This window comes from Polynucleobacter sp. es-GGE-1 (genome assembly GCF_018882005.1).
Classification (GTDB): domain Bacteria; phylum Pseudomonadota; class Gammaproteobacteria; order Burkholderiales; family Burkholderiaceae; genus Polynucleobacter.
This window is the reverse complement of sequence record NZ_JACVPE010000001.1, coordinates 78397-96453: the sequence shown is the minus strand read 5'-3', so window position 1 is coordinate 96453 and position 18057 is coordinate 78397. Positions and strand designations below refer to the sequence as shown.

Annotated in this window: 14 protein-coding genes, 3 tRNA genes, 2 rRNA genes and 1 pseudogene; 6 read left to right on the top strand and 14 right to left on the bottom strand. The window is 46.5% G+C overall.

Annotated features, from left to right (window positions below; genetic code table 11):
* Positions 1 to 13 precede the first annotated feature (13 nt).
* The 4 genes from ICN35_RS00520 to ICN35_RS00505 all read right to left on the bottom strand — a co-directional run bounded on the left by ICN35_RS00520 (position 14) and on the right by ICN35_RS00505 (position 4930).
* Positions 14 to 2887: ribosomal RNA gene (locus ICN35_RS00520) — 23S ribosomal RNA — on the bottom strand.
* A 268-nt stretch (positions 2888 to 3155) separates the two neighbouring features.
* Positions 3156 to 3231, bottom strand: a tRNA-Ala gene (locus ICN35_RS00515).
* Between the two features lie 30 nt (positions 3232 to 3261).
* Positions 3262 to 3338, bottom strand: a tRNA-Ile gene (locus tag ICN35_RS00510).
* Between the two features lie 59 nt (positions 3339 to 3397).
* Positions 3398 to 4930, bottom strand: a 16S ribosomal RNA gene (locus ICN35_RS00505).
* The 16S and 23S rRNA genes sit together here with 2 tRNA genes alongside, the layout of an rRNA operon.
* 474 nt (positions 4931 to 5404) lie before the next feature.
* Here ICN35_RS00505 and ICN35_RS00500 point away from each other — a divergent pair.
* On the top strand, positions 5405 to 6064 hold the full coding sequence (locus ICN35_RS00500; protein WP_215296092.1) for a GNAT family N-acetyltransferase: 660 nt from the start codon (positions 5405 to 5407) through the stop codon (positions 6062 to 6064).
* A 33-nt stretch (positions 6065 to 6097) separates the two neighbouring features.
* Here ICN35_RS00500 and ICN35_RS00495 read toward each other — a convergent pair whose 3' ends face one another.
* The 3 genes from ICN35_RS00495 to ICN35_RS00485 form a co-directional block, all read right to left on the bottom strand.
* On the bottom strand, positions 6098 to 6442 hold the full coding sequence (locus ICN35_RS00495) for a c-type cytochrome (protein WP_216123452.1): 345 nt from the start codon (positions 6440 to 6442) through the stop codon (positions 6098 to 6100).
* A 25-nt stretch (positions 6443 to 6467) separates the two neighbouring features.
* Positions 6468 to 7076, bottom strand: coding sequence for a BON domain-containing protein (locus ICN35_RS00490; protein WP_255535645.1), 609 nt, complete (start codon positions 7074 to 7076; stop codon positions 6468 to 6470).
* Positions 7077 to 7146: 70 nt separating this feature from the next.
* Positions 7147 to 7749 (bottom strand): phosphoheptose isomerase, encoded by a 603-nt coding sequence (locus ICN35_RS00485; protein ID WP_216123448.1) that lies wholly within the window; start codon positions 7747 to 7749, stop codon positions 7147 to 7149.
* Positions 7750 to 7855: 106 nt separating this feature from the next.
* Here ICN35_RS00485 and rsmI point away from each other — a divergent pair, with 106 nt between their 5' ends.
* On the top strand, positions 7856 to 8761 hold the full coding sequence (gene rsmI, locus ICN35_RS00480) for a 16S rRNA (cytidine(1402)-2'-O)-methyltransferase (protein WP_216123446.1): 906 nt from the start codon (positions 7856 to 7858) through the stop codon (positions 8759 to 8761).
* A 42-nt stretch (positions 8762 to 8803) separates the two neighbouring features.
* Here rsmI and ICN35_RS00475 read toward each other — a convergent pair whose 3' ends face one another.
* Complete coding sequence (locus ICN35_RS00475; protein WP_251370013.1) at positions 8804 to 9025, bottom strand: hypothetical protein; 222 nt, start codon at positions 9023 to 9025, stop codon at positions 8804 to 8806.
* Positions 9026 to 9126: 101 nt separating this feature from the next.
* On the opposite strand from ICN35_RS00475, the gene ICN35_RS00470 reads away from it, so the two are divergent.
* The 3 genes from ICN35_RS00470 to ICN35_RS00460 all read left to right on the top strand — a co-directional run bounded on the left by ICN35_RS00470 (position 9127) and on the right by ICN35_RS00460 (position 10654).
* Positions 9127 to 9202 (top strand) — tRNA-Arg (locus tag ICN35_RS00470).
* 82 nt (positions 9203 to 9284) lie between these two features.
* Complete coding sequence (locus ICN35_RS00465; protein WP_370624033.1) at positions 9285 to 10427, top strand: fatty acid desaturase; 1143 nt, start codon at positions 9285 to 9287, stop codon at positions 10425 to 10427.
* Between the two features lie 41 nt (positions 10428 to 10468).
* Entirely contained in the window at positions 10469 to 10654 is a 186-nt protein-coding gene (locus ICN35_RS00460) for a hypothetical protein (protein WP_215296088.1), read from the top strand.
* Between the two features lie 18 nt (positions 10655 to 10672).
* On the opposite strand, the pseudogene ICN35_RS00455 reads toward ICN35_RS00460, so the two are convergent.
* Positions 10673 to 11310, bottom strand: a pseudogene (locus ICN35_RS00455) (MBL fold metallo-hydrolase).
* 71 nt (positions 11311 to 11381) lie between these two features.
* Between ICN35_RS00455 and gcvH the strand changes: the two are divergent.
* A complete protein-coding gene (gcvH, locus tag ICN35_RS00450; protein WP_216123444.1) occupies positions 11382 to 11774 on the top strand; it encodes a glycine cleavage system protein GcvH in 393 nt (130 codons plus the stop codon).
* 3 nt (positions 11775 to 11777) lie between these two features.
* Here gcvH and priA read toward each other — a convergent pair whose 3' ends face one another.
* From priA to atpG, 5 genes are all read right to left on the bottom strand, one after another.
* The gene (gene priA / locus ICN35_RS00445) at positions 11778 to 13901 is read right to left on the bottom strand and encodes a primosomal protein N' (protein WP_216123442.1); all 2124 of its coding nucleotides are present in this window, start codon (positions 13899 to 13901) and stop codon (positions 11778 to 11780) included.
* A 260-nt stretch (positions 13902 to 14161) separates the two neighbouring features.
* Positions 14162 to 15280 carry a uroporphyrinogen decarboxylase gene (gene hemE / locus ICN35_RS00440; protein WP_370625640.1) on the bottom strand — a complete coding sequence of 373 codons (1119 nt, stop codon included), beginning with the start codon at positions 15278 to 15280 and terminating at the stop codon, positions 14162 to 14164.
* A 9-nt stretch (positions 15281 to 15289) separates the two neighbouring features.
* Positions 15290 to 15706, bottom strand: coding sequence for a F0F1 ATP synthase subunit epsilon (locus ICN35_RS00435; RefSeq protein ID WP_215296084.1), 417 nt, complete (start codon positions 15704 to 15706; stop codon positions 15290 to 15292).
* Positions 15707 to 15727: 21 nt separating this feature from the next.
* Positions 15728 to 17128 (bottom strand): F0F1 ATP synthase subunit beta, encoded by a 1401-nt coding sequence (atpD, locus tag ICN35_RS00430; RefSeq protein WP_112202554.1) that lies wholly within the window; start codon positions 17126 to 17128, stop codon positions 15728 to 15730.
* Positions 17129 to 17182: 54 nt separating this feature from the next.
* Positions 17183 to 18052: a F0F1 ATP synthase subunit gamma gene (atpG, locus tag ICN35_RS00425; protein ID WP_215296083.1), complete on the bottom strand. Its 870-nt coding sequence runs from the start codon at positions 18050 to 18052 to the stop codon at positions 17183 to 17185.
* Positions 18053 to 18057: the final 5 nt, after the last annotated feature.

Sequence of the window (18057 nt, the reverse complement as noted above, 5' to 3'; positions counted from 1 at the left end):
TAGTGCTGGTTATAGGATCAAGCCTAACGGGCAATTAGTATCGGTTAGCTTAATGCATTACTGCACTTCCACACCCGACCTATCAACGTTGTGGTCTTCAACGACCCTTTATGTAGGTTAAACCTACGGGAGATCTCATCTTCAGGCAAGTTTCCCGCTTAGATGCTTTCAGCGGTTATCTCTTCCATTCATAGCTACCCTGCGATGCTTCTGGCGAAACAACAGGTACACCAGCGGAATGTCCACTCCGGTCCTCTCGTACTAGGAGCAGCCCCCGTCAAATCTCCAACGCCCATGGCAGATAGGGACCAAACTGTCTCACGACGTTTTAAACCCAGCTCACGTACCTCTTTAAATGGCGAACAGCCATACCCTTGGGACCGGCTACAGCCCCAGGATGAGATGAGCCGACATCGAGGTGCCAAACACCGCCGTCGATATGAACTCTTGGGCGGTATCAGCCTGTTATCCCCAGAGTACCTTTTATCCGTTGAGCGATGGCCCTTCCATACAGAACCACCGGATCACTATGACCTGCTTTCGCACCTGCTCGACTTGTCGGTCTCGCAGTTAAGCACGCTTTTGCCATTGCACTTTAGGTACGATGTCCGACCGTACCAAGCGTACCTTCGTACTCCTCCGTTACACTTTGGGAGGAGACCGCCCCAGTCAAACTGCCTACCATGCACTGTTCCCGACCCGGATAACGGGCCAAGGTTAGAACCTCAAATAAATCAGGGTGGTATTTCAAGGTTGGCTCCAGCGAAACTAGCATTCCGCTTTCAACGCCTCCCACCTATCCTACACAGACCGATTCAAAGTCCAATGCAAAGCTACAGTAAAGGTTCATGGGGTCTTTCCGTCTAGCCACGGGTAGATTGCATCATCACAAACATTTCAACTTCGCTGAGTCTCAGGAGGAGACAGTGTGGCCATCGTTACGCCATTCGTGCAGGTCGGAACTTACCCGACAAGGAATTTCGCTACCTTAGGACCGTTATAGTTACGGCCGCCGTTTACTGGGACTTCAATCAAGAGCTTGCACCCCATCATTTAATCTTCCAGCACCGGGCAGGCGTCACACCCTATACGTCCACTTTCGTGTTTGCAGAGTGCTGTGTTTTTATTAAACAGTCGCAGCCACCTTTTTATTGCAACCCTTTCGTCCTTCCGTTGTTCACGGTCAAACTACAAGGGCGCACCTTATCCCGAAGTTACGGTGCAAATTTGCCGAGTTCCTTCTCCTGAGTTCTCTCAAGCGCCTTAGAATACTCATCTCGCCCACCTGTGTCGGTTTGCGGTACGGTCTTGTTAGACTGAAGCTTAGAGGCTTTTCTTGGAACCACTTCCAATTGCTTCGCGAATAAATTCGCTCGTCTCACGCCCTTGAATTACGCTACCGGATTTACCTAATAGCCATCTCCAACGCAAGAACCGGGACATCCAACACCCGGACAACTTTCCGCGATCCGTCCCCCCATCGCATCTAACAATGGTCAAGGAATATTAACCTTGTTCCCATCAGCTACGCATCTCTGCCTCGCCTTAGGGGCCGACTCACCCTGTTCCGATGAACGTTGAACAGGAAACCTTGGGCTTACGGCGAGGGGGCTTTTCACCCCCTTTATCGCTACTCATGTCAGCATTCGCACTTCTGATACCTCCAGCATCCTTTACAAGACACCTTCACAGGCTTACAGAACGCTCTCCTACCATCACATTGCTGTGATCCGCAGCTTCGGTTATATGCTTAGCCCCGTTACATCTTCCGCGCAGGACGACTCGATCAGTGAGCTATTACGCTTTCTTTAAAGGATGGCTGCTTCTAAGCCAACCTCCTGACTGTTTTAGCCTTCCCACTTCGTTTCCCACTTAGCATATATTAGGGACCTTAGCTGGCGGTCTGGGTTGTTTCCCTCTTGACACCGGACGTTAGCACCCGATGTCTGTCTCCCGTGCTTGCACTTGTAGGTATTCGGAGTTTGCTATGGCGCAGTAATCCGCAATGGACCCCACTACCATGACAGTGCTCTACCCCCTACAGTGATACACGAGGCACTACCTAAATAGTTTTCGGAGAGAACCAGCTATTTCCAGTTTTGTTTAGCCTTTCACCCCTATCCACAGCTCATCCCCTAACTTTTCAACGTTAGTGGGTTCGGTCCTCCAGTACGTGTTACCGCACCTTCAACCTGGCCATGGATAGATCAACTGGTTTCGGGTCTACACCCAGCAACTAGCGCCCTATTCGGACTCGCTTTCGCTACGCCTTCCCTATTCGGTTAAGCTTGCTACTGAATGTAAGTCGCTGACCCATTATACAAAAGGTACGCAGTCACCCCTTACGAGGCTCCTACTGTTTGTATGCACACAATTTCAGGATCTATTTCACTCCCCTCCCGGGGTTCTTTTCGCCTTTCCCTCACGGTACTTGTTCACTATCGGTCGATTACGAGTATTTAGCCTTGGAGGATGGTCCCCCCATATTCAGACAGGATTTCTCGTGTCCCGCCCTACTTGTCTCTAGCCTAGTACCACTCAATAATTTTCACATACGGGACTATCACCCTTTATTGTTGGACTTTCCATTCCATTCTGTTAATTACTGAGCTATCACTAGAAGGCTCTTCCCATTTCGCTCGCCACTACTTTGGGAATCTCGGTTGATGTCTTTTCCTCTTGCTACTTAGATGTTTCAGTTCACAAGGTTCGCTTCTCATACCCTATGTATTCAGGTATGGATACCACAAAAGTGGTGGGTTTCCCCATTCAGAAATCCCCGGATCAAAGCTTATTTACCAGCTCCCCGGGGCTTATCGCAGGTTATAACGTCTTTCGTCGCCTGTAATCGCCAAGGCATCCATCATGTGCACTTATTCACTTGATCCTATAACGAGCACCATTGCTAGTACCTGTTACAGGTTTTACTTCTACTTCTGACATGTTTGCCGTAATCCAAACTGTAAGTACTTGTTAAGAACTTTGTAAAACTCGTTTGATATTACTGATTGATGATTCAATCTTTACCCTTATTACATTGTCAAATGTCCTCTCAAAGAAACATTTGACACTTTGCTTACTCAAATTTTTAAAGAACAGCCATAAATGGCAAAACTAAACGATTCAGTATTCGCTTAGTTTTGACATTTAGATGTTGGTGGAGGATGACGGGATCGAACCGACGACCCCCTGCTTGCAAAGCAGGTGCTCTCCCAGCTGAGCTAATCCCCCAACGTCCACTAAGTCCATATCAACGCTGATTGGTGGGTCTGGTAGGACTTGAACCTACGACCCCTGCGTTATCAACACAGTGCTCTAACCAGCTGAGCTACAGACCCGTGGCTTTTATTGTCAACCGATAAGTGTGGGCACTATAGCTCCAGCATCTTTTCTCTAGAAAGGAGGTGATCCAGCCGCACCTTCCGATACGGCTACCTTGTTACGACTTTACCCCAGTCATGAACCCTGCCGTGGCAGTCGCCCCCCTTGCGGTTAGGCTAACGGCTTCTGGCAAAACCCACTCCCATGGTATGACGGGCGGTGTGTACAAGACCCGGGAACGTATTCACCGCGACATTCTGATCCGCGATTACTAGCGATTCCAGCTTCACGTAGTCGAGTTGCAGACTACGATCCGGACTACGATGCATTTTCTGAGATTAGCTCCCCCTCGCGGGTTGGCAACCCTCTGTATGCACCATTGTATGACGTGTGAAGCCCTACCCATAAGGGCCATGAGGACTTGACGTCATCCCCACCTTCCTCCGGTTTGTCACCGGCAGTCTCTTTAGAGTGCTCTTGCGTAGCAACTAAAGACAAGGGTTGCGCTCGTTGCGGGACTTAACCCAACATCTCACGACACGAGCTGACGACAGCCATGCAGCACCTGTGTTCACTTTCTCTTACGAGCACCTAATGTATCTCTACTTCGTTAGTGACATGTCAAGGGTAGGTAAGGTTTTTCGCGTTGCATCGAATTAATCCACATCATCCACCGCTTGTGCGGGTCCCCGTCAATTCCTTTGAGTTTTAATCTTGCGACCGTACTCCCCAGGCGGCTGACTTCACGCGTTAGCTACGTTACTCAGGATGTAAATCCCGAACAACTAGTCAGCATCGTTTAGGGCGTGGACTACCAGGGTATCTAATCCTGTTTGCTCCCCACGCTTTCGTGCATGAGCGTCAGTGTTATCCCAGGGGGCTGCCTTCGCCATTGGTATTCCTCCACATATCTACGCATTTCACTGCTACACGTGGAATTCTACCCCCCTCTGACACACTCTAGCTATACAGTCACAGGCGCCATTCCCAGGTTAAGCCCGGGGATTTCACGCCTGTCTTGTATAACCGCCTGCGCACGCTTTACGCCCAGTAATTCCGATTAACGCTCGCACCCTACGTATTACCGCGGCTGCTGGCACGTAGTTAGCCGGTGCTTATTCTTCAGGTACCGTCATTCCCGGACTGTGTTAGAGCCGGTGTTTCTTCCCTGACAAAAGAGCTTTACAACCCGAAGGCCTTCTTCACTCACGCGGCATTGCTGGATCAGGGTTGCCCCCATTGTCCAAAATTCCCCACTGCTGCCTCCCGTAGGAGTCTGGGCCGTGTCTCAGTCCCAGTGTGGCTGATCGTCCTCTCAGACCAGCTACTGATCGTCGCCTTGGTGGGCTTTTACCCCACCAACAAGCTAATCAGGCATCGGCCGCTCTAATCGCGCGAGGTCTTTCGATCCCCCGCTTTCCCCCTCAGGGCGTATGCGGTATTAGCACAGCTTTCGCTGCGTTATCCCCCACGATAAGGTACGTTCCGATGTATTACTCACCCGTTCGCCACTCGCCACCAGGTGCAAGCACCCGTGCTGCCGTTCGACTTGCATGTGTAAGGCATGCCGCCAGCGTTCAATCTGAGCCAGGATCAAACTCTTCAGTTTAATTCCTGTGATCCTTGCGGATCGTCGCACTCATTCAAGAAATTGACTTGGTAATAAAACCAAATCTTTTTACTGTCTATGAGTACTATTTGTTTACATCTGTCCCGAAGGACTGGATGCTTTCGCCTAGTACCCACAATTATCGGTTGACTAATTTTTAAAGAGGGCTGAATCGTTTTTCAAAAACATTCAGCGAAGAAGCGAGACTATGACATACCCGAATAGGGTTGTCAACACCTTTCCCACTCTTTTACCTATAAAAGACGAAGATTTTTCTGACTTTTCAAATAAAACCAATGAAATCAATGGGATAAATTTTGAAAAATTTTTCAACTTTTTTAGATATTTCCTCTTTTTAGAGCTTTTGCGTAAAAAGGAAGGGCGCTAAACCTAGATTTTTGATGCTTATTTGCAGATAGTCCACACCCTAGGGAAAACCCTTAATTTTTCCTGCTTTTCTGCTAAAATGTTGCTATGCACAATAATAACTTAGCAAACGATCACTTATCTACCCAGCCTTATATGGCAGGGAAGGCCGTGCCAGTTCGAGAGCTTCATGCAGGCCACAGGTCAGAAATTCTGAACCATCTATTGCAGTTGGGCGCTGAAGATCGTCGCTTACGTTTTGGCACCCAGACCCCTGATGAAGTTATTCATCACTATGTTGAGAGCCTTAATTTCAAGCGAGATGCTGTTTTTGGCGTCTTTGACCATGATTTAAGGCTCATTGGCATGGCGCATCTAGCGTATTTGCCTGAAATCAAAGGGCAAGCTCACGCCGCTGAATTTGGCGTATCAGTATTGCCAGAGGGAAGGGCGCAGGGGCTTGGAACCGCTCTGCTGCAACGCTCGGCAGTGCACTCACGCAATAGCAATATTCAAACGCTTTATGTTCACTGCCTAGCTAACAACAAAGCAATGATGCATCTAGCTCAAAAAGCTGGCATGACAGTTGAATATGCCTACGGTGATGCTGATGCGTATCTCAAATTGCCACCGGCAAACTCTGGGACGATTGTTGAGGAGGCCGCTAATGAACAGTGGGCGGACTTTGATTACGCCCTAAAAGAAAACTTGAAGTTGGCGAATCAAGCTTGGTGGTGGTTCTTAGGAAGACCTCGTCACGCACGCTAAGCTAAACAGATTGATGCGCGCTGAATTCTCACATCAATTTTGACTCGGTGTACCCCGCAATATCCAGCTAACCAGTAAAGATAAATCCGCTTCATTTAACTTTGAATTCGCGGGCATGGGCACAACCCCCCAAGAGCCTGCACCACCTTTAGCGATTTTATTTTTCAAAAATGCTTGCGCATTTGGATTGCTTTTATATTTTTGCGCAACGGATTGGAAGCTTGGTCCCACTATTTTTCTGTCAAGAGCATGACAACCTAAGCAAGCATTTTGCTTTGCAAGCGTAAATGCTTTTTGATCCTCGCTGTCTGCATGCGCATGGGGAATGAAATAAGCAAGCGCTGTAAATATAAAAACTATTTTTACAATTGCTCGCATTGCGGATATCACTAACCCAAAAAAATTACTGGAATTTAGGCGGGCTGTTTGGCGTTGTTTGATCGGCCTTGCCTTGCTTTTCTAGACGATTTTTTTCTTCTACAGAAATTAAGTCAAAGTAAACATAAACATCTTTCACACCATTTGTATTGCTAGCAACTTTTTTTGCTAAGTCAGCTTCGTTCTGTGTCAAGATGCCCATCAGATAGACGCTTGATCCCTCGGCAATAATCGACATAGAGTTTGATGGCAATTGATCTGTAAAGATCATCTGGGTTTTTATTTTCGACTCAAGATAAGAATCGTTAGCACGTGCTGTATATGTGCTGTTAGGGCCAATGATCAATTCATTAAAAACGGTGTGCGCGTTCTTCATCGCCTTTACATATGCGCCTGCTTCGCTTTTGATACCAGCATCTTTTACTTCGCCTGTCAGCAATACTTTTTGATTGAATGAGGTCACGTTAATGTGTGCGTTATCACCAAACTTTTTGCCAAGCGCAGCATTCGCCTCCAACTCAATACCATTATCAATTGCTTGCACTCCTGGAGTACGACGATCAGCCATGACGCTTGCACCCGCAGCAACGCCACCTACAGCCAAAACTCCGCATGCAGATAATTGAGATGTCATTACTATAGCAATGACTAATTTTCTGAAAGATTGAATTTGCATATGCATTTCTTTAGCGTGTTTAAAAAAATTAATCGAGCAAAATATGATCAACGCCATCACACAGGCTATGCAGTAAAACTAAGTGAGTTTCTTGAATTCTCGCAGTACGAGTTGAGGGCGCACATAAATGAATATCATCCTTATCCAGTAGTGCCGCAATCTTTCCACCGCCATTGCCAGTAAGCGCAATAATTTTGATCCCAATTTTTTTTGCAGCTTCGATTGCTTTAATTACGTTCTTAGAGTTGCCAGACGTCGAAATTCCCAAGAGAATGTCGCCTTTTTTTCCAAGGCCACGCACTTGCTTGCTGAAGACTTCGTCATAGCTGTAATCATTGCCAATCGCAGTCAGGATCGAGGTATCCGTTGTCAGTGCAACTGCAGCCAACTCTTGGCGCTCTCTTTCAAATCGACCCATCAACTCAGCGGCAAAGTGTTGTGCATCTGCTGCCGAGCCGCCATTGCCACAAGCCATCACTTTACCGCCAGCCTTCAAACAATCGACCATCGCCTGCACACCATGTGCCACAGACTCTGGAAGAATTTTTTCAGCCTCTTGCTTTACCGCAATGCTGTCTAAAAAATGTTGAGAGGTGCGCTTGCGCAAACGTTCAATAGTGTCTTTATCCATAGCAATATTATGCGCCAAAGCAAGCCTAAATTCTGATGCAATCAGCTTAACTCAAAAGCAACGTATTCTCTTGCTTATTGATTAACCTTCAGCAGACAATATTCCTATGGAACTAGGCTCATTGGATTTTTTAAAGCAACAGGATTTACCTACTGGGGCCTTGTATATGATTGCTACGCCGATTGGCAATTTAGGTGACATTACCTTACGCGCACTTCACGTCCTAAATTCAGTAGATGGCATCGCTTGTGAAGACACTAGACATAGTGCCGCACTACTGCAGCAATTTGGCATTCATAAAAAATGTTTGGCCTTGCATGCGCACAATGAGCTTGGCGGCGCCCAAACAGTGATCCAACACCTAGCCAACCATGAGCGCTGGGCCTATATTTCGGATGCTGGGACTCCCGGGGTTTCAGATCCTGGCGCTCGACTTGTAGACGAAGTGCAAAAAGCGGGCTTTCGTATCATTCCGATTCCTGGTGCCAGCTCGGTATCCTGCGCCATATCTGCATCGGGGTCTGTCATGCTCAACTCCGATGGTCAATTTCAATTCTTGGGTTTTTGGCCACATAAAACTAAAGAGCGCGATGCGCTTTTGCACGATATTTGTAGCAGTAAAAAAACGAGCATCTTCTTTGAGTCACCACACAATATTCGTGAAACACTTCTGTTTCTTGCCGGGTCATTAGAAAAAGAGCGCCAAGTTTTTATTTGCCGTGAGCTCACTAAAAAATTTGAGCAACTTGTTTCCATTCAGGCCCAAGAAATTGCATCGTGGATTGAAAATGCTGAGAGCCTTAAAGGTGAATTCATCATACTGATTGCAGGGCGCCACGCCAATGCTGACGAGGCTCCAGAGCATGCCTCTCTAATGCGTTGGGCAAACGCATTAAACCCATATCTAGGCAGCAAAGAGATCGCAGCAGTACTTTCACAAGTGTTGGGCTTAACAAAAAAAGATGCCTATCAAATTGCACTTGACGCGAAAGATAGCAATTCAGACCAATAAAAAAGCTGGCATATAGCCAGCTTTATCAGGTACTAAAAAATTTTATTTGGCATTAGGGGCCGGTGTGCTGCTGGCCTCTTGCACATTCAACTGGGCCACCGGCTTAATAAGCGCTTCGGAGGTGCTAGAAGAATCGCCACGCTTACCGTTGTTCACAAATACCATCAACAACAAAATAATAATCAAGGGCACAAAAAAGCTTGCAAACACCACGATGATGAGTTGTTTTGGGGACTTAATTAGGTTTCCGTGCTCGTTGCTCATAAGAATTTATCTTTTAATGCGTTGTAGGGTTGATTTGCGGTGATTATAACTAGAGAGCAAGGATAGAGGCACTTACAATAGCGAGGTAGCCAGTTTTCCTGGCGCCCGTAGCTCAGTGGATAGAGTATTGGCCTCCGAAGCCAAGGGTCGCAGGTTCGATTCCTGCCGGGCGCGCCAAAACAGAAGGGGTATTTGACCTACATCATGCGCAAAACTATGAAAACCGCTATCATTTGGATCTAAATTATTGATTCTTATCGTGTCTACACATCTAAATTCAGCCCTTTCAGAGCCCTCTCTGACAAATCCTTTGCCTCCTGAGGCGCCCTTGCCACACCGAAAGATTATTCGGAGTTGGTTAATTCCAATGGCACAAGGTGAAACTGGGCGCGCGATCATGTTGCTCATGATCGATGCTTTTTTGTGGCTCAGCTGTATCGCGGGGACGATTTTCGTTGAAAACATTCTGCTCAAAATCATTTTTGGGGTGGTTGCTGGTTTTGTAACCGGTCGCATTTTTATTTTGGGTCACGATGCATGCCATCAAAGCTTCACACCGAGTCGTGAGCTCAATAAGGTGTTGGGTCGCATTGCATTCTTGCCATCCCTGACTCCATATAGCCTTTGGGATGTTGGCCATAACGTAGTGCACCACGGCCAAACCAATTTAAAAGGTTTTGACTTTGTTTGGGCGCCGTTATCAAAAGCAGAATATGACGCACTGTCCCCTGGCCGGAAAGCTCTGGAGCGCCTGTATCGCAGTGGTTGGGGCCCTGTTTTCTACTACCTTATTGAAATTTGGTGGAGACGTGAATACTTCCCCAATGCACAGAACAAACCTGGCGATCGCCCCATTTTCCTTAAAGATAATCTGCTCGTAAGCGCCTTCGGAATAGTCTGGATTGGCTGTCTCATTGCCGGCGCAATCGCTACCGATCAATCCATTTTGGTGGGTTTAGTGACTGGTTTTGCAGTGCCATTCTTATTCTGGAATGGCATGATTGGATTTGTGGTCTATGTTCACCACACCCATCCTTCAGTCTCTTGGTATGACAAAAAATCTGAATGGCTCCGCGCCCAGCCTTTTGTGTCAACCACAGTTCACCTGACTTTTAACTGGATTTGGGGTGCTTTAATGCACCATATCATGGAGCACACTGCCCATCACGTAGACATGAGCGTGCCCCTCTATCGTCTCACAGAGGCCCAAAAAACCCTTGAAACCATCCTTCCAGAGCGTATTTTTGTTCAAAAGTTCTCTTGGGGCTGGTATTTTGATACTGCTCGCAAATGCAAGCTCTACGACTTTGAAAACAAGGCTTGGCTGGATTTTGACGGTAACAAGACAGCCGATTCTGTCCGGGTTGTCTTAACCCCAATACCAGCAGGACAAAACGGTTAAAATAGATCTCTGTATAAAGATTTGCCTTACCCGGATTGCCCATGACTACCTCGACTCCAGCAGTTACCCAAGATTCTTCCCAGAGCCTCAAGTTTTGCTCTTCTTGCAGTCGCGAAAAACGACTTGAGGGTGGCACATGGATTCCGACTAGCAATCGTAAGCAACGCTGGATTTGCGCTAGCTGCCTCTATAACCGTACCCACCGTACCGGTTCAGCAAAAGCCTAATTTTTTCGTTTTACTGTTTTAAGTGCCATCCCCAACATAGGGGTTAGTTTTGCGTTCTTGTCCAAATGTAGACATGGGCCCATGTCCGGGTACAAACTGCACATCATCCCCAAGCGGCAAAAGTTTTGTTTTAATTGCGCTGATCAAGTCGGCATGATTGCCGCGCGGAAAATCTGTTCTGCCAATTGAACCTGCAAACAGACATCGCCCACAATGGCTAGACGATCTTCTTTATCAAAAAAGACAACGTGCCCCGGCGTATGTCCAGGGCAATGCAATACTTCTAAATCAACATTGCCAACTTGAACATGATCGCCATCATTGAGCCAACGATTTGGCTCAAATACTTTTGCATGACCAAAACCAAAACGCACAGTCTGCTCAGGCAACTGCTCAATCCAAAAACGTTCATCCTCCTGGGGGCCTTCAATGGGAACGCCCAACTGATCGGCCAAATCTTTAGCACAGGCGCAGTGATCTAAATGTCCATGGGTCAACAAAATCTTTTTTACATTGCCGCCCATTTGTTGAACACCATCAAGAATCTTTTCAATATCACCACCTGGATCAACCACGGCAGCATCCCCAGTCTCCTGACAGACCAGAATCGAGCAGTTTTGCTCAAACGGAGCAACTGGGACAATTCCTAATTTAATTGGCATATGTGAATTTTTCAATCAAAGCTAGTTTATGGGACTACACATAAAATGTTCTCAAAGGATAAAACATGAACAGCCAAGATACATTTAAATTTGCAGAAACTCATGAGTGGGCCGATATGGAAAGTGATGGCCTAGTGTGGGTTGGGATTAGCAATCATGCTCAAGAAGCCTTGGGAGATGTAATGTTCTTTCAAGCGCCTAAGATTGGTCAACTAGTCAAGCAGGGCGAAGCCATTGCGGTAATCGAGTCTGTCAAAGCAGCGAGCGATATTCATGCGCCAGTGAGCGGTGAAATTGTTGAGCTCAATGCGGAAGTCGAAGCCTCTCCCGAGCTTGTCAATGAAAAACCGTATGCAGTTTGGTTATTCAAAATCAAAGCGAGCTCAGACGACAGTCTTATTTCAGAATTCAATCAACTCATGAGTTTAGAAAAATACATCTCAGGCCCTGGAGCGTAAACATTAGATTGAGATTGGGTCACGCTCAATCAACCAACGAATGCGCTCAAGTTTGCTAATGCGTCCTTGAGAGCTATCTCGCAAATCGCGATCGATTGCCTCTAGAACATCCTGCAGTTGCCTACGATCATCGGACTCGATGACCAGCTGAGCACGCTCATTTCCAGCGACCCGCATAATGCTTTTGGGAACGGGGTCGTAGACCCGGAGACCCTGTGTAATCAGGCCCTGATCTCTTAAGCGTGCTTTTATAGAACTCAAAAACCCAATTGCCTTATCCAAACTCTTGGCTTCAGCGTGGACCAAGCCCTGATAAGAGAAGGGCGGTAATTTAGCCTCATCTCGCTCGCTAGCAATGTGAGATAGAAATCCATCAACATCATGCCATAACAAATACTGAAATACTGCCGCTTCCGGAAATTGGGTTTCGATATAAATATCACCACTCTGCTCTCCATCTTTGTTAGCCCTTCCAGCTCTGCCCGCCACCTGAACGAGCTGTGCAAATAGTCTTTCTGCTGCTCGAAAATCTTGGGAGAACAAACGGCTATCCGCATCTAGCACTGCAACCATGCCAATGTTTTGGTAGTCATGTCCTTTAGCAATCATTTGAGTGCCAACTACGATGTCTACATTCCCATCATGAATTTCTTGAAACAGCTCCTCCGCGCCTTTGCTCTTGCGACTAGAGTCTGTATCCACCCGAAGAACTCTTCCCTTAGGCCAGACCTCTTCAATAGCATCCTCTAACTTTTGGGTACCTTGACCCAACATTTTTAAATCGGCATTACCACAATCAGGACAATGACTAGGAATGGGCTTAACCAAGCCACAGTGGTGGCAACTTAACACTGGCTTACGTCCTAAAGCACCTGCCTTATGCATCACCATATATGAACTGCACTGCTGACACTTCGATAACCATGAGCACGCACTACAGCTCAACACCGGTGCATAGCCTCTTCGATTAATCAATACTAGGCTTTGCTTTTTATCTTGCAAATTTTTATTCATTGCATTTACCAAGGGCTTACTCAATGAAATTTTTGCTGTGGGCCTATCAATATCTCCAGGGCTAAACTGATTCTGTGGATCTCGCGTATTAATTAAATGTACTTTTGGCAGGCTCGCACCCTGTGCTCGTTGGTCTAAGCGCAGATACTGATAGCGTCCTGATTTGGCTGCCATCCAAGTTTCAAGTGAGGGCGTAGCTGAAGAAAGCAATATCGGAATCTTTAAATCGTGTGCACGCCAAACGGCTAAATCTCTAGCCGAGTAACGAATTCCATCTTGTTGCTTATAAGATGGGTCATGCTCTTCATCAACCACAATTGCACGCAGATTCGGTAATGGAGTTAATACCGCCAATCTTGTACCCAAAATGATTTGCGCTTTTCCAGTAAGCGCTTCATACCAAGCAATGCCACGTTTTTTTTCGCTCACGCCACTATGGAGCACTACCATTTTCTTATCCGGAAAATAAGCGCGCACCCTGCGCTCTAACTGTGGCGTTAAGTTAATCTCCGGCACCAAAATTAATGCTTGAGAATTGTCATTCTGAAGAATGGTTTTTAGCCAATTTAAAAACACAGCGGTCTTTCCGCTACCGGTTTGACCTTGAAGTAGGGCCACTTTAAATTCTTGCGCAATGGCATTGGCTCGCAAATCTTTTAAGGCTAACTCTTGAGCTTCATTTAACTGCGCTTCGCTGATATAACCTTCGCTTAGTTTGGGCTCTTCCTTTTTCTTTTTCTTTGTTTCGCCTAGCATTAACTTTGCAGGTATTTTTTCCCAATCTGCTGGCTTTTTCCACATCTGTGGAATTGCTGGAATGATGGTTTCCCCAAGTCCATGAATGTAATACTGGCTAGCAAAATTCATTAGTCTGAGTGTCGCTGGATCTAGCAGCGACAATGGGGAAAGCTTAGTTACACCCTTTAATTTATCAAAATCAGAGTGAGTACTAACTTTTATCACCACGCCAACCAAAGTTGATCGCCCAAAAGGAACTTCAACAATATGGCCAATTTCTGGGTCGACCCCCAGCACCTCTTTATTCCACAAATAATCAAAACCCTGGGCCAAGGGCTTATCAACAACTACTTGGACCACAATGGGTAAGGGCATTTACTTCTTTTTTCTATTTTGCTTGTGGATAAGTCTGTGGATATCATCCAAGAATTATGATTTATAAGCTAATTTACCAGCAATCTGTGCTAGCACTCAATTTGAGCCCAATAGCCAGATAATCATATAAATCAATAACTTATAAGAACTTCCGAAAGTTAAAGTTCATCTTTAATCGGAATCTCACTGAATTTTGAATTATGACCAAAATTGTGCATAACTTTTGTCTAAAAATACTGAAAGTTAGCAAATACTATGGATTATTGCTTTGATCTAAGAGCCCTGGAGTGCTGAATAACGGTTTCTGTTAAAGCAGTTACGCTTTCTGGCGGGGTAAATTGAGAGATCCCGTGACCCAGATTAAATACATGTCCATCCAATGGATGGAGGCCTGGCTTGAGAGTTGGAGCACTCGCCAAATCATCTAGTAATGCACTTGCCTGCTGAGCGATCTGCTCAGGCTCTGAGAACAAAATTAGAGGATCCAGATTGCCTTGTAATGCCAAAGGCTTATTTAAAGACAGCAACTGTTTACGTGCGCGACTGAGAGACATAGTCCAGTCAATGGCAATGACATCAGCGCCAACTTGTGCCATATCGTTTAACCAGATGCCGCCGCCTTTTGTAAACATAATCACTGGAATTTTTCTACCTTCATGCTCACGCGGCAACAATGCAATCACTTTTTGCATCGAGGCCAAAGACATTTTTTGATACCAACCATCTGGCAGCATTCCACCCCAAGTATCAAAAATCATCAACGCCTGTGCGCCCGCTTTTAATTGCTCAGTGAGATAAGCGGCAACCGATTGTGCATTGATATCTAGAACATGCTGCAACAAATCAGGGCGACTAAACATCATCGTCTTGGCATGACGGAAATCATCTGAACTTGAACCATCAATCATGTAGCAAGCTAATGTCCATGGGCTTCCTGAGAAGCCAATCAAAGGAACGCGTTGTTTGCCATTCTGGATCAAAGCTTTACGGATCTCAGAGACAGCATCAAATACGTACCTGAGCTCACCCATATCTGCTACGCGTAATTTCTTAACCGCTTCTTCAGTACGAAGCGGATGATCAAAGCTAGGGCCTTCACCAGCAGTAAATTTCAATCCCAATCCCATAGCATCTGGGACAGTCAAAATATCAGAGAATAAAATAGCTGCATCCAATGGATAGCGATCTAAGGGCTGAAGTGTTACTTCAGTCGCGTATGCAGGATTTTTTGCAAGCCCTAAAAAACTTCCTGCCTTAGCCCGCGTAGCATTGTATTCAGGAAGGTATCGCCCAGCTTGGCGCATGAGCCAAAGCGGTGTTTGATCAACCGCTTCACCCAAGCAGGCTTTTAAAAAACGGTCGTTTAACAGCAAGGGGATAACCAGCGCTTACTTTTTGCGACGGAAGCGGGCGATAGCAGCCAACTGTGCAGCGGCCATAGCGAACTCGGACTGAGCTAAAGCCAAATCAAAATCGGTGCCACGGTTTTGCATGGCTTCTTCAGCACGCTTCTTAGCTTCGAGCGCTTTGGCTTCATCAAGATCATGACCTCGAATAGCAGTATCTGCTAATACGGTCACGTGGTCTGGCTGAACCTCTAAATAGCCACCCGCCACGAAAACGAACTCTTCGTCACCATCGGCTTTTTCAATACGAACTGAACCTGGACGAATACGTGTGATCAGAGGAGTGTGGCCGTGCAAAATGCCGAGCTCACCAGTTTCGCCAGGAAGCGCGACAAATTTGGCTTCCCCGCTAAAAATAGAGTGCTCAGCACTTACTACATCGACGCGTATGGTTGACATAATTTCCCTAGATGAAATCGATTAAAGCTTTTTGGCTTTCTCGATGGCTTCATCAATTGAACCCACCATGTAGAACGCTTGCTCTGGCAAGTGATCCAACTCACCACTGACGATCATCTTGAAGCCACGGATGGTTTCTTTCAATGGAACGTATTTACCTGGTGAACCAGTGAACACCTCAGCAACGTGGAAAGGCTGGGACAAGAAACGTTGAATCTTACGAGCACGAGCCACGGCCAACTTGTCTTCAGGAGACAATTCGTCCATACCCAAAATCGCAATAATGTCACGCAACTCTTTGTAGCGTTGCAATGTCATCTGAACCGAGCGAGCTACTTCATAGTGCTCTTGACCAACCACTTGTGGGTCGAGCTGACGGCTGGTGGAGTCAAGTGGGTCAACCGCTGGATAAATACCCAAAGCCGCAATATCACGTGACAACACAACTGTGGAGTCTAAGTGCAAGAAGGTTGTCGCTGGTGACGGATCAGTCAAGTCATCCGCAGGAACGTAAACGGCTTGAATAGAAGTAACAGAACCTGTCTTCGTAGAGGTAATACGCTCTTGCAATTTACCCATCTCTTCAGCCAATGTAGGCTGGTAACCCACAGCAGAAGGCATACGACCAAGCAAGGCAGAAACTTCAGTACCGGCCAATGTGTAACGGTAGATGTTGTCAACGAAGAACAAAATATCACGGCCTTCGTCACGGAATGCTTCAGCCATGGTCAAACCTGTCAACGCAACGCGCAAACGGTTACCTGGAGGCTCATTCATCTGACCAAACACCATCGCCACTTTATCGATAACGTTAGATTCTTTCATCTCGTGATAGAAGTCATTACCTTCACGAGTACGCTCACCAACACCAGCAAACACTGACAAACCTGAGTGTTGTTTAGCAATGTTGTTAATCAATTCCATCATGTTGACGGTCTTACCAACACCCGCACCACCGAACAAGCCAACCTTACCGCCTTTAGCGAATGGGCAAACCAAGTCGATCACCTTAATGCCGGTTTCGAGCAGATCAACAGAAGGGGAGAGTTCATCAAACTTTGGTGCTGGCTGGTGAATAGCGCGACGCTCTTCAGTGGCAATTGGGCCTGCATCATCAATTGGGCGACCCAATACATCCATAATGCGGCCAAGTGTTGCTGGGCCAACTGGAACAGAAATTGGCTTACCAGTAGATTTCACTTCCATGCCACGACGCAAGCCATCGCTTGCACCCATGGCAATCGCGCGAACTACGCCGTCACCGATTTGTTGCTGAACTTCAAAGGTCAAACCTTTTTCAGCAAATGATTTTTCACCACTTTCAACTAATGTCAACGCATCATAAATGTTTGGCATTTTGTCGCGTGGGAACTGAATGTCCACCACTGGACCGATACATTGCACGATATTTCCGTTACTCATCGCTTTCTCCGCTCTTAATTCCTAAATTCTTTCGTATTCCTAAACGCTGACCGCTTAAACAGCAGCCGCTCCACCAACAATTTCTGACAACTCTTTGGTAATGGCAGCTTGTCGTGTTTTGTTGTAATCCAATTGCAATTCGCCAATCACGTTCTTCGCATTATCTGAAGCGGCCTTCATTGAGACCATGCGTGCAGATTGCTCAGAAGCCATGTTTTCAGCAACGGCTTGGTAAATCATTGCTTCAACGTAACGCTTCAACAGTCCATTTAAGATGGACTCAGCGTCAGGCTCATAGATGTAATCCCAAGAGGGGCCTGCTTTATCTTCAGGAGTTAAAGCAGCTGGCTCCAAAGGCAAAAGCTTCTCTAAAACGGGCTCTTGTTTCATTGCATTTACAAAGCGGGTATATGCCAAATAGACCGCATCAATCTCACCTCTCTCAAACGCCTCTAACTGGGCAGTAATTGCGCCAATCAAAACATCTAAATGGGGTGTGTCACCAATTTGGATTGTTTGAGAAATGAGTTTCGCTTTTGAACGATTCAAAAATTGCAGGCCTTTTGAACCAATCGCGGTGTACTCAATACCAACATTTTTATCTTGCAACTCGCGCACTTGGTTAGCAATCAAACGCAGTACGTTGGTATTCAAGCCACCGCATAAGCCTTTGTCTGTTGTAACCAAGATCGTGCCAACTTTCTTTACTTCACGAGTCGCCATGTAAGCAGGGCGGTACTCAGGATTCGCTTTAGAAAGATTGGCCACAATTTCACGAATTTTTTCAGCATATGGGCGCGCATTACGCATGCGCTCCTGGGCGCGACGCATCTTGGATGCGGCGACCATTTCCATTGCCTTCGTGATCTTGCGCGTGTTTTGCACGCTCTTGATCTTTGATCGTATCTCTTTTGTACCGGCCATGATCT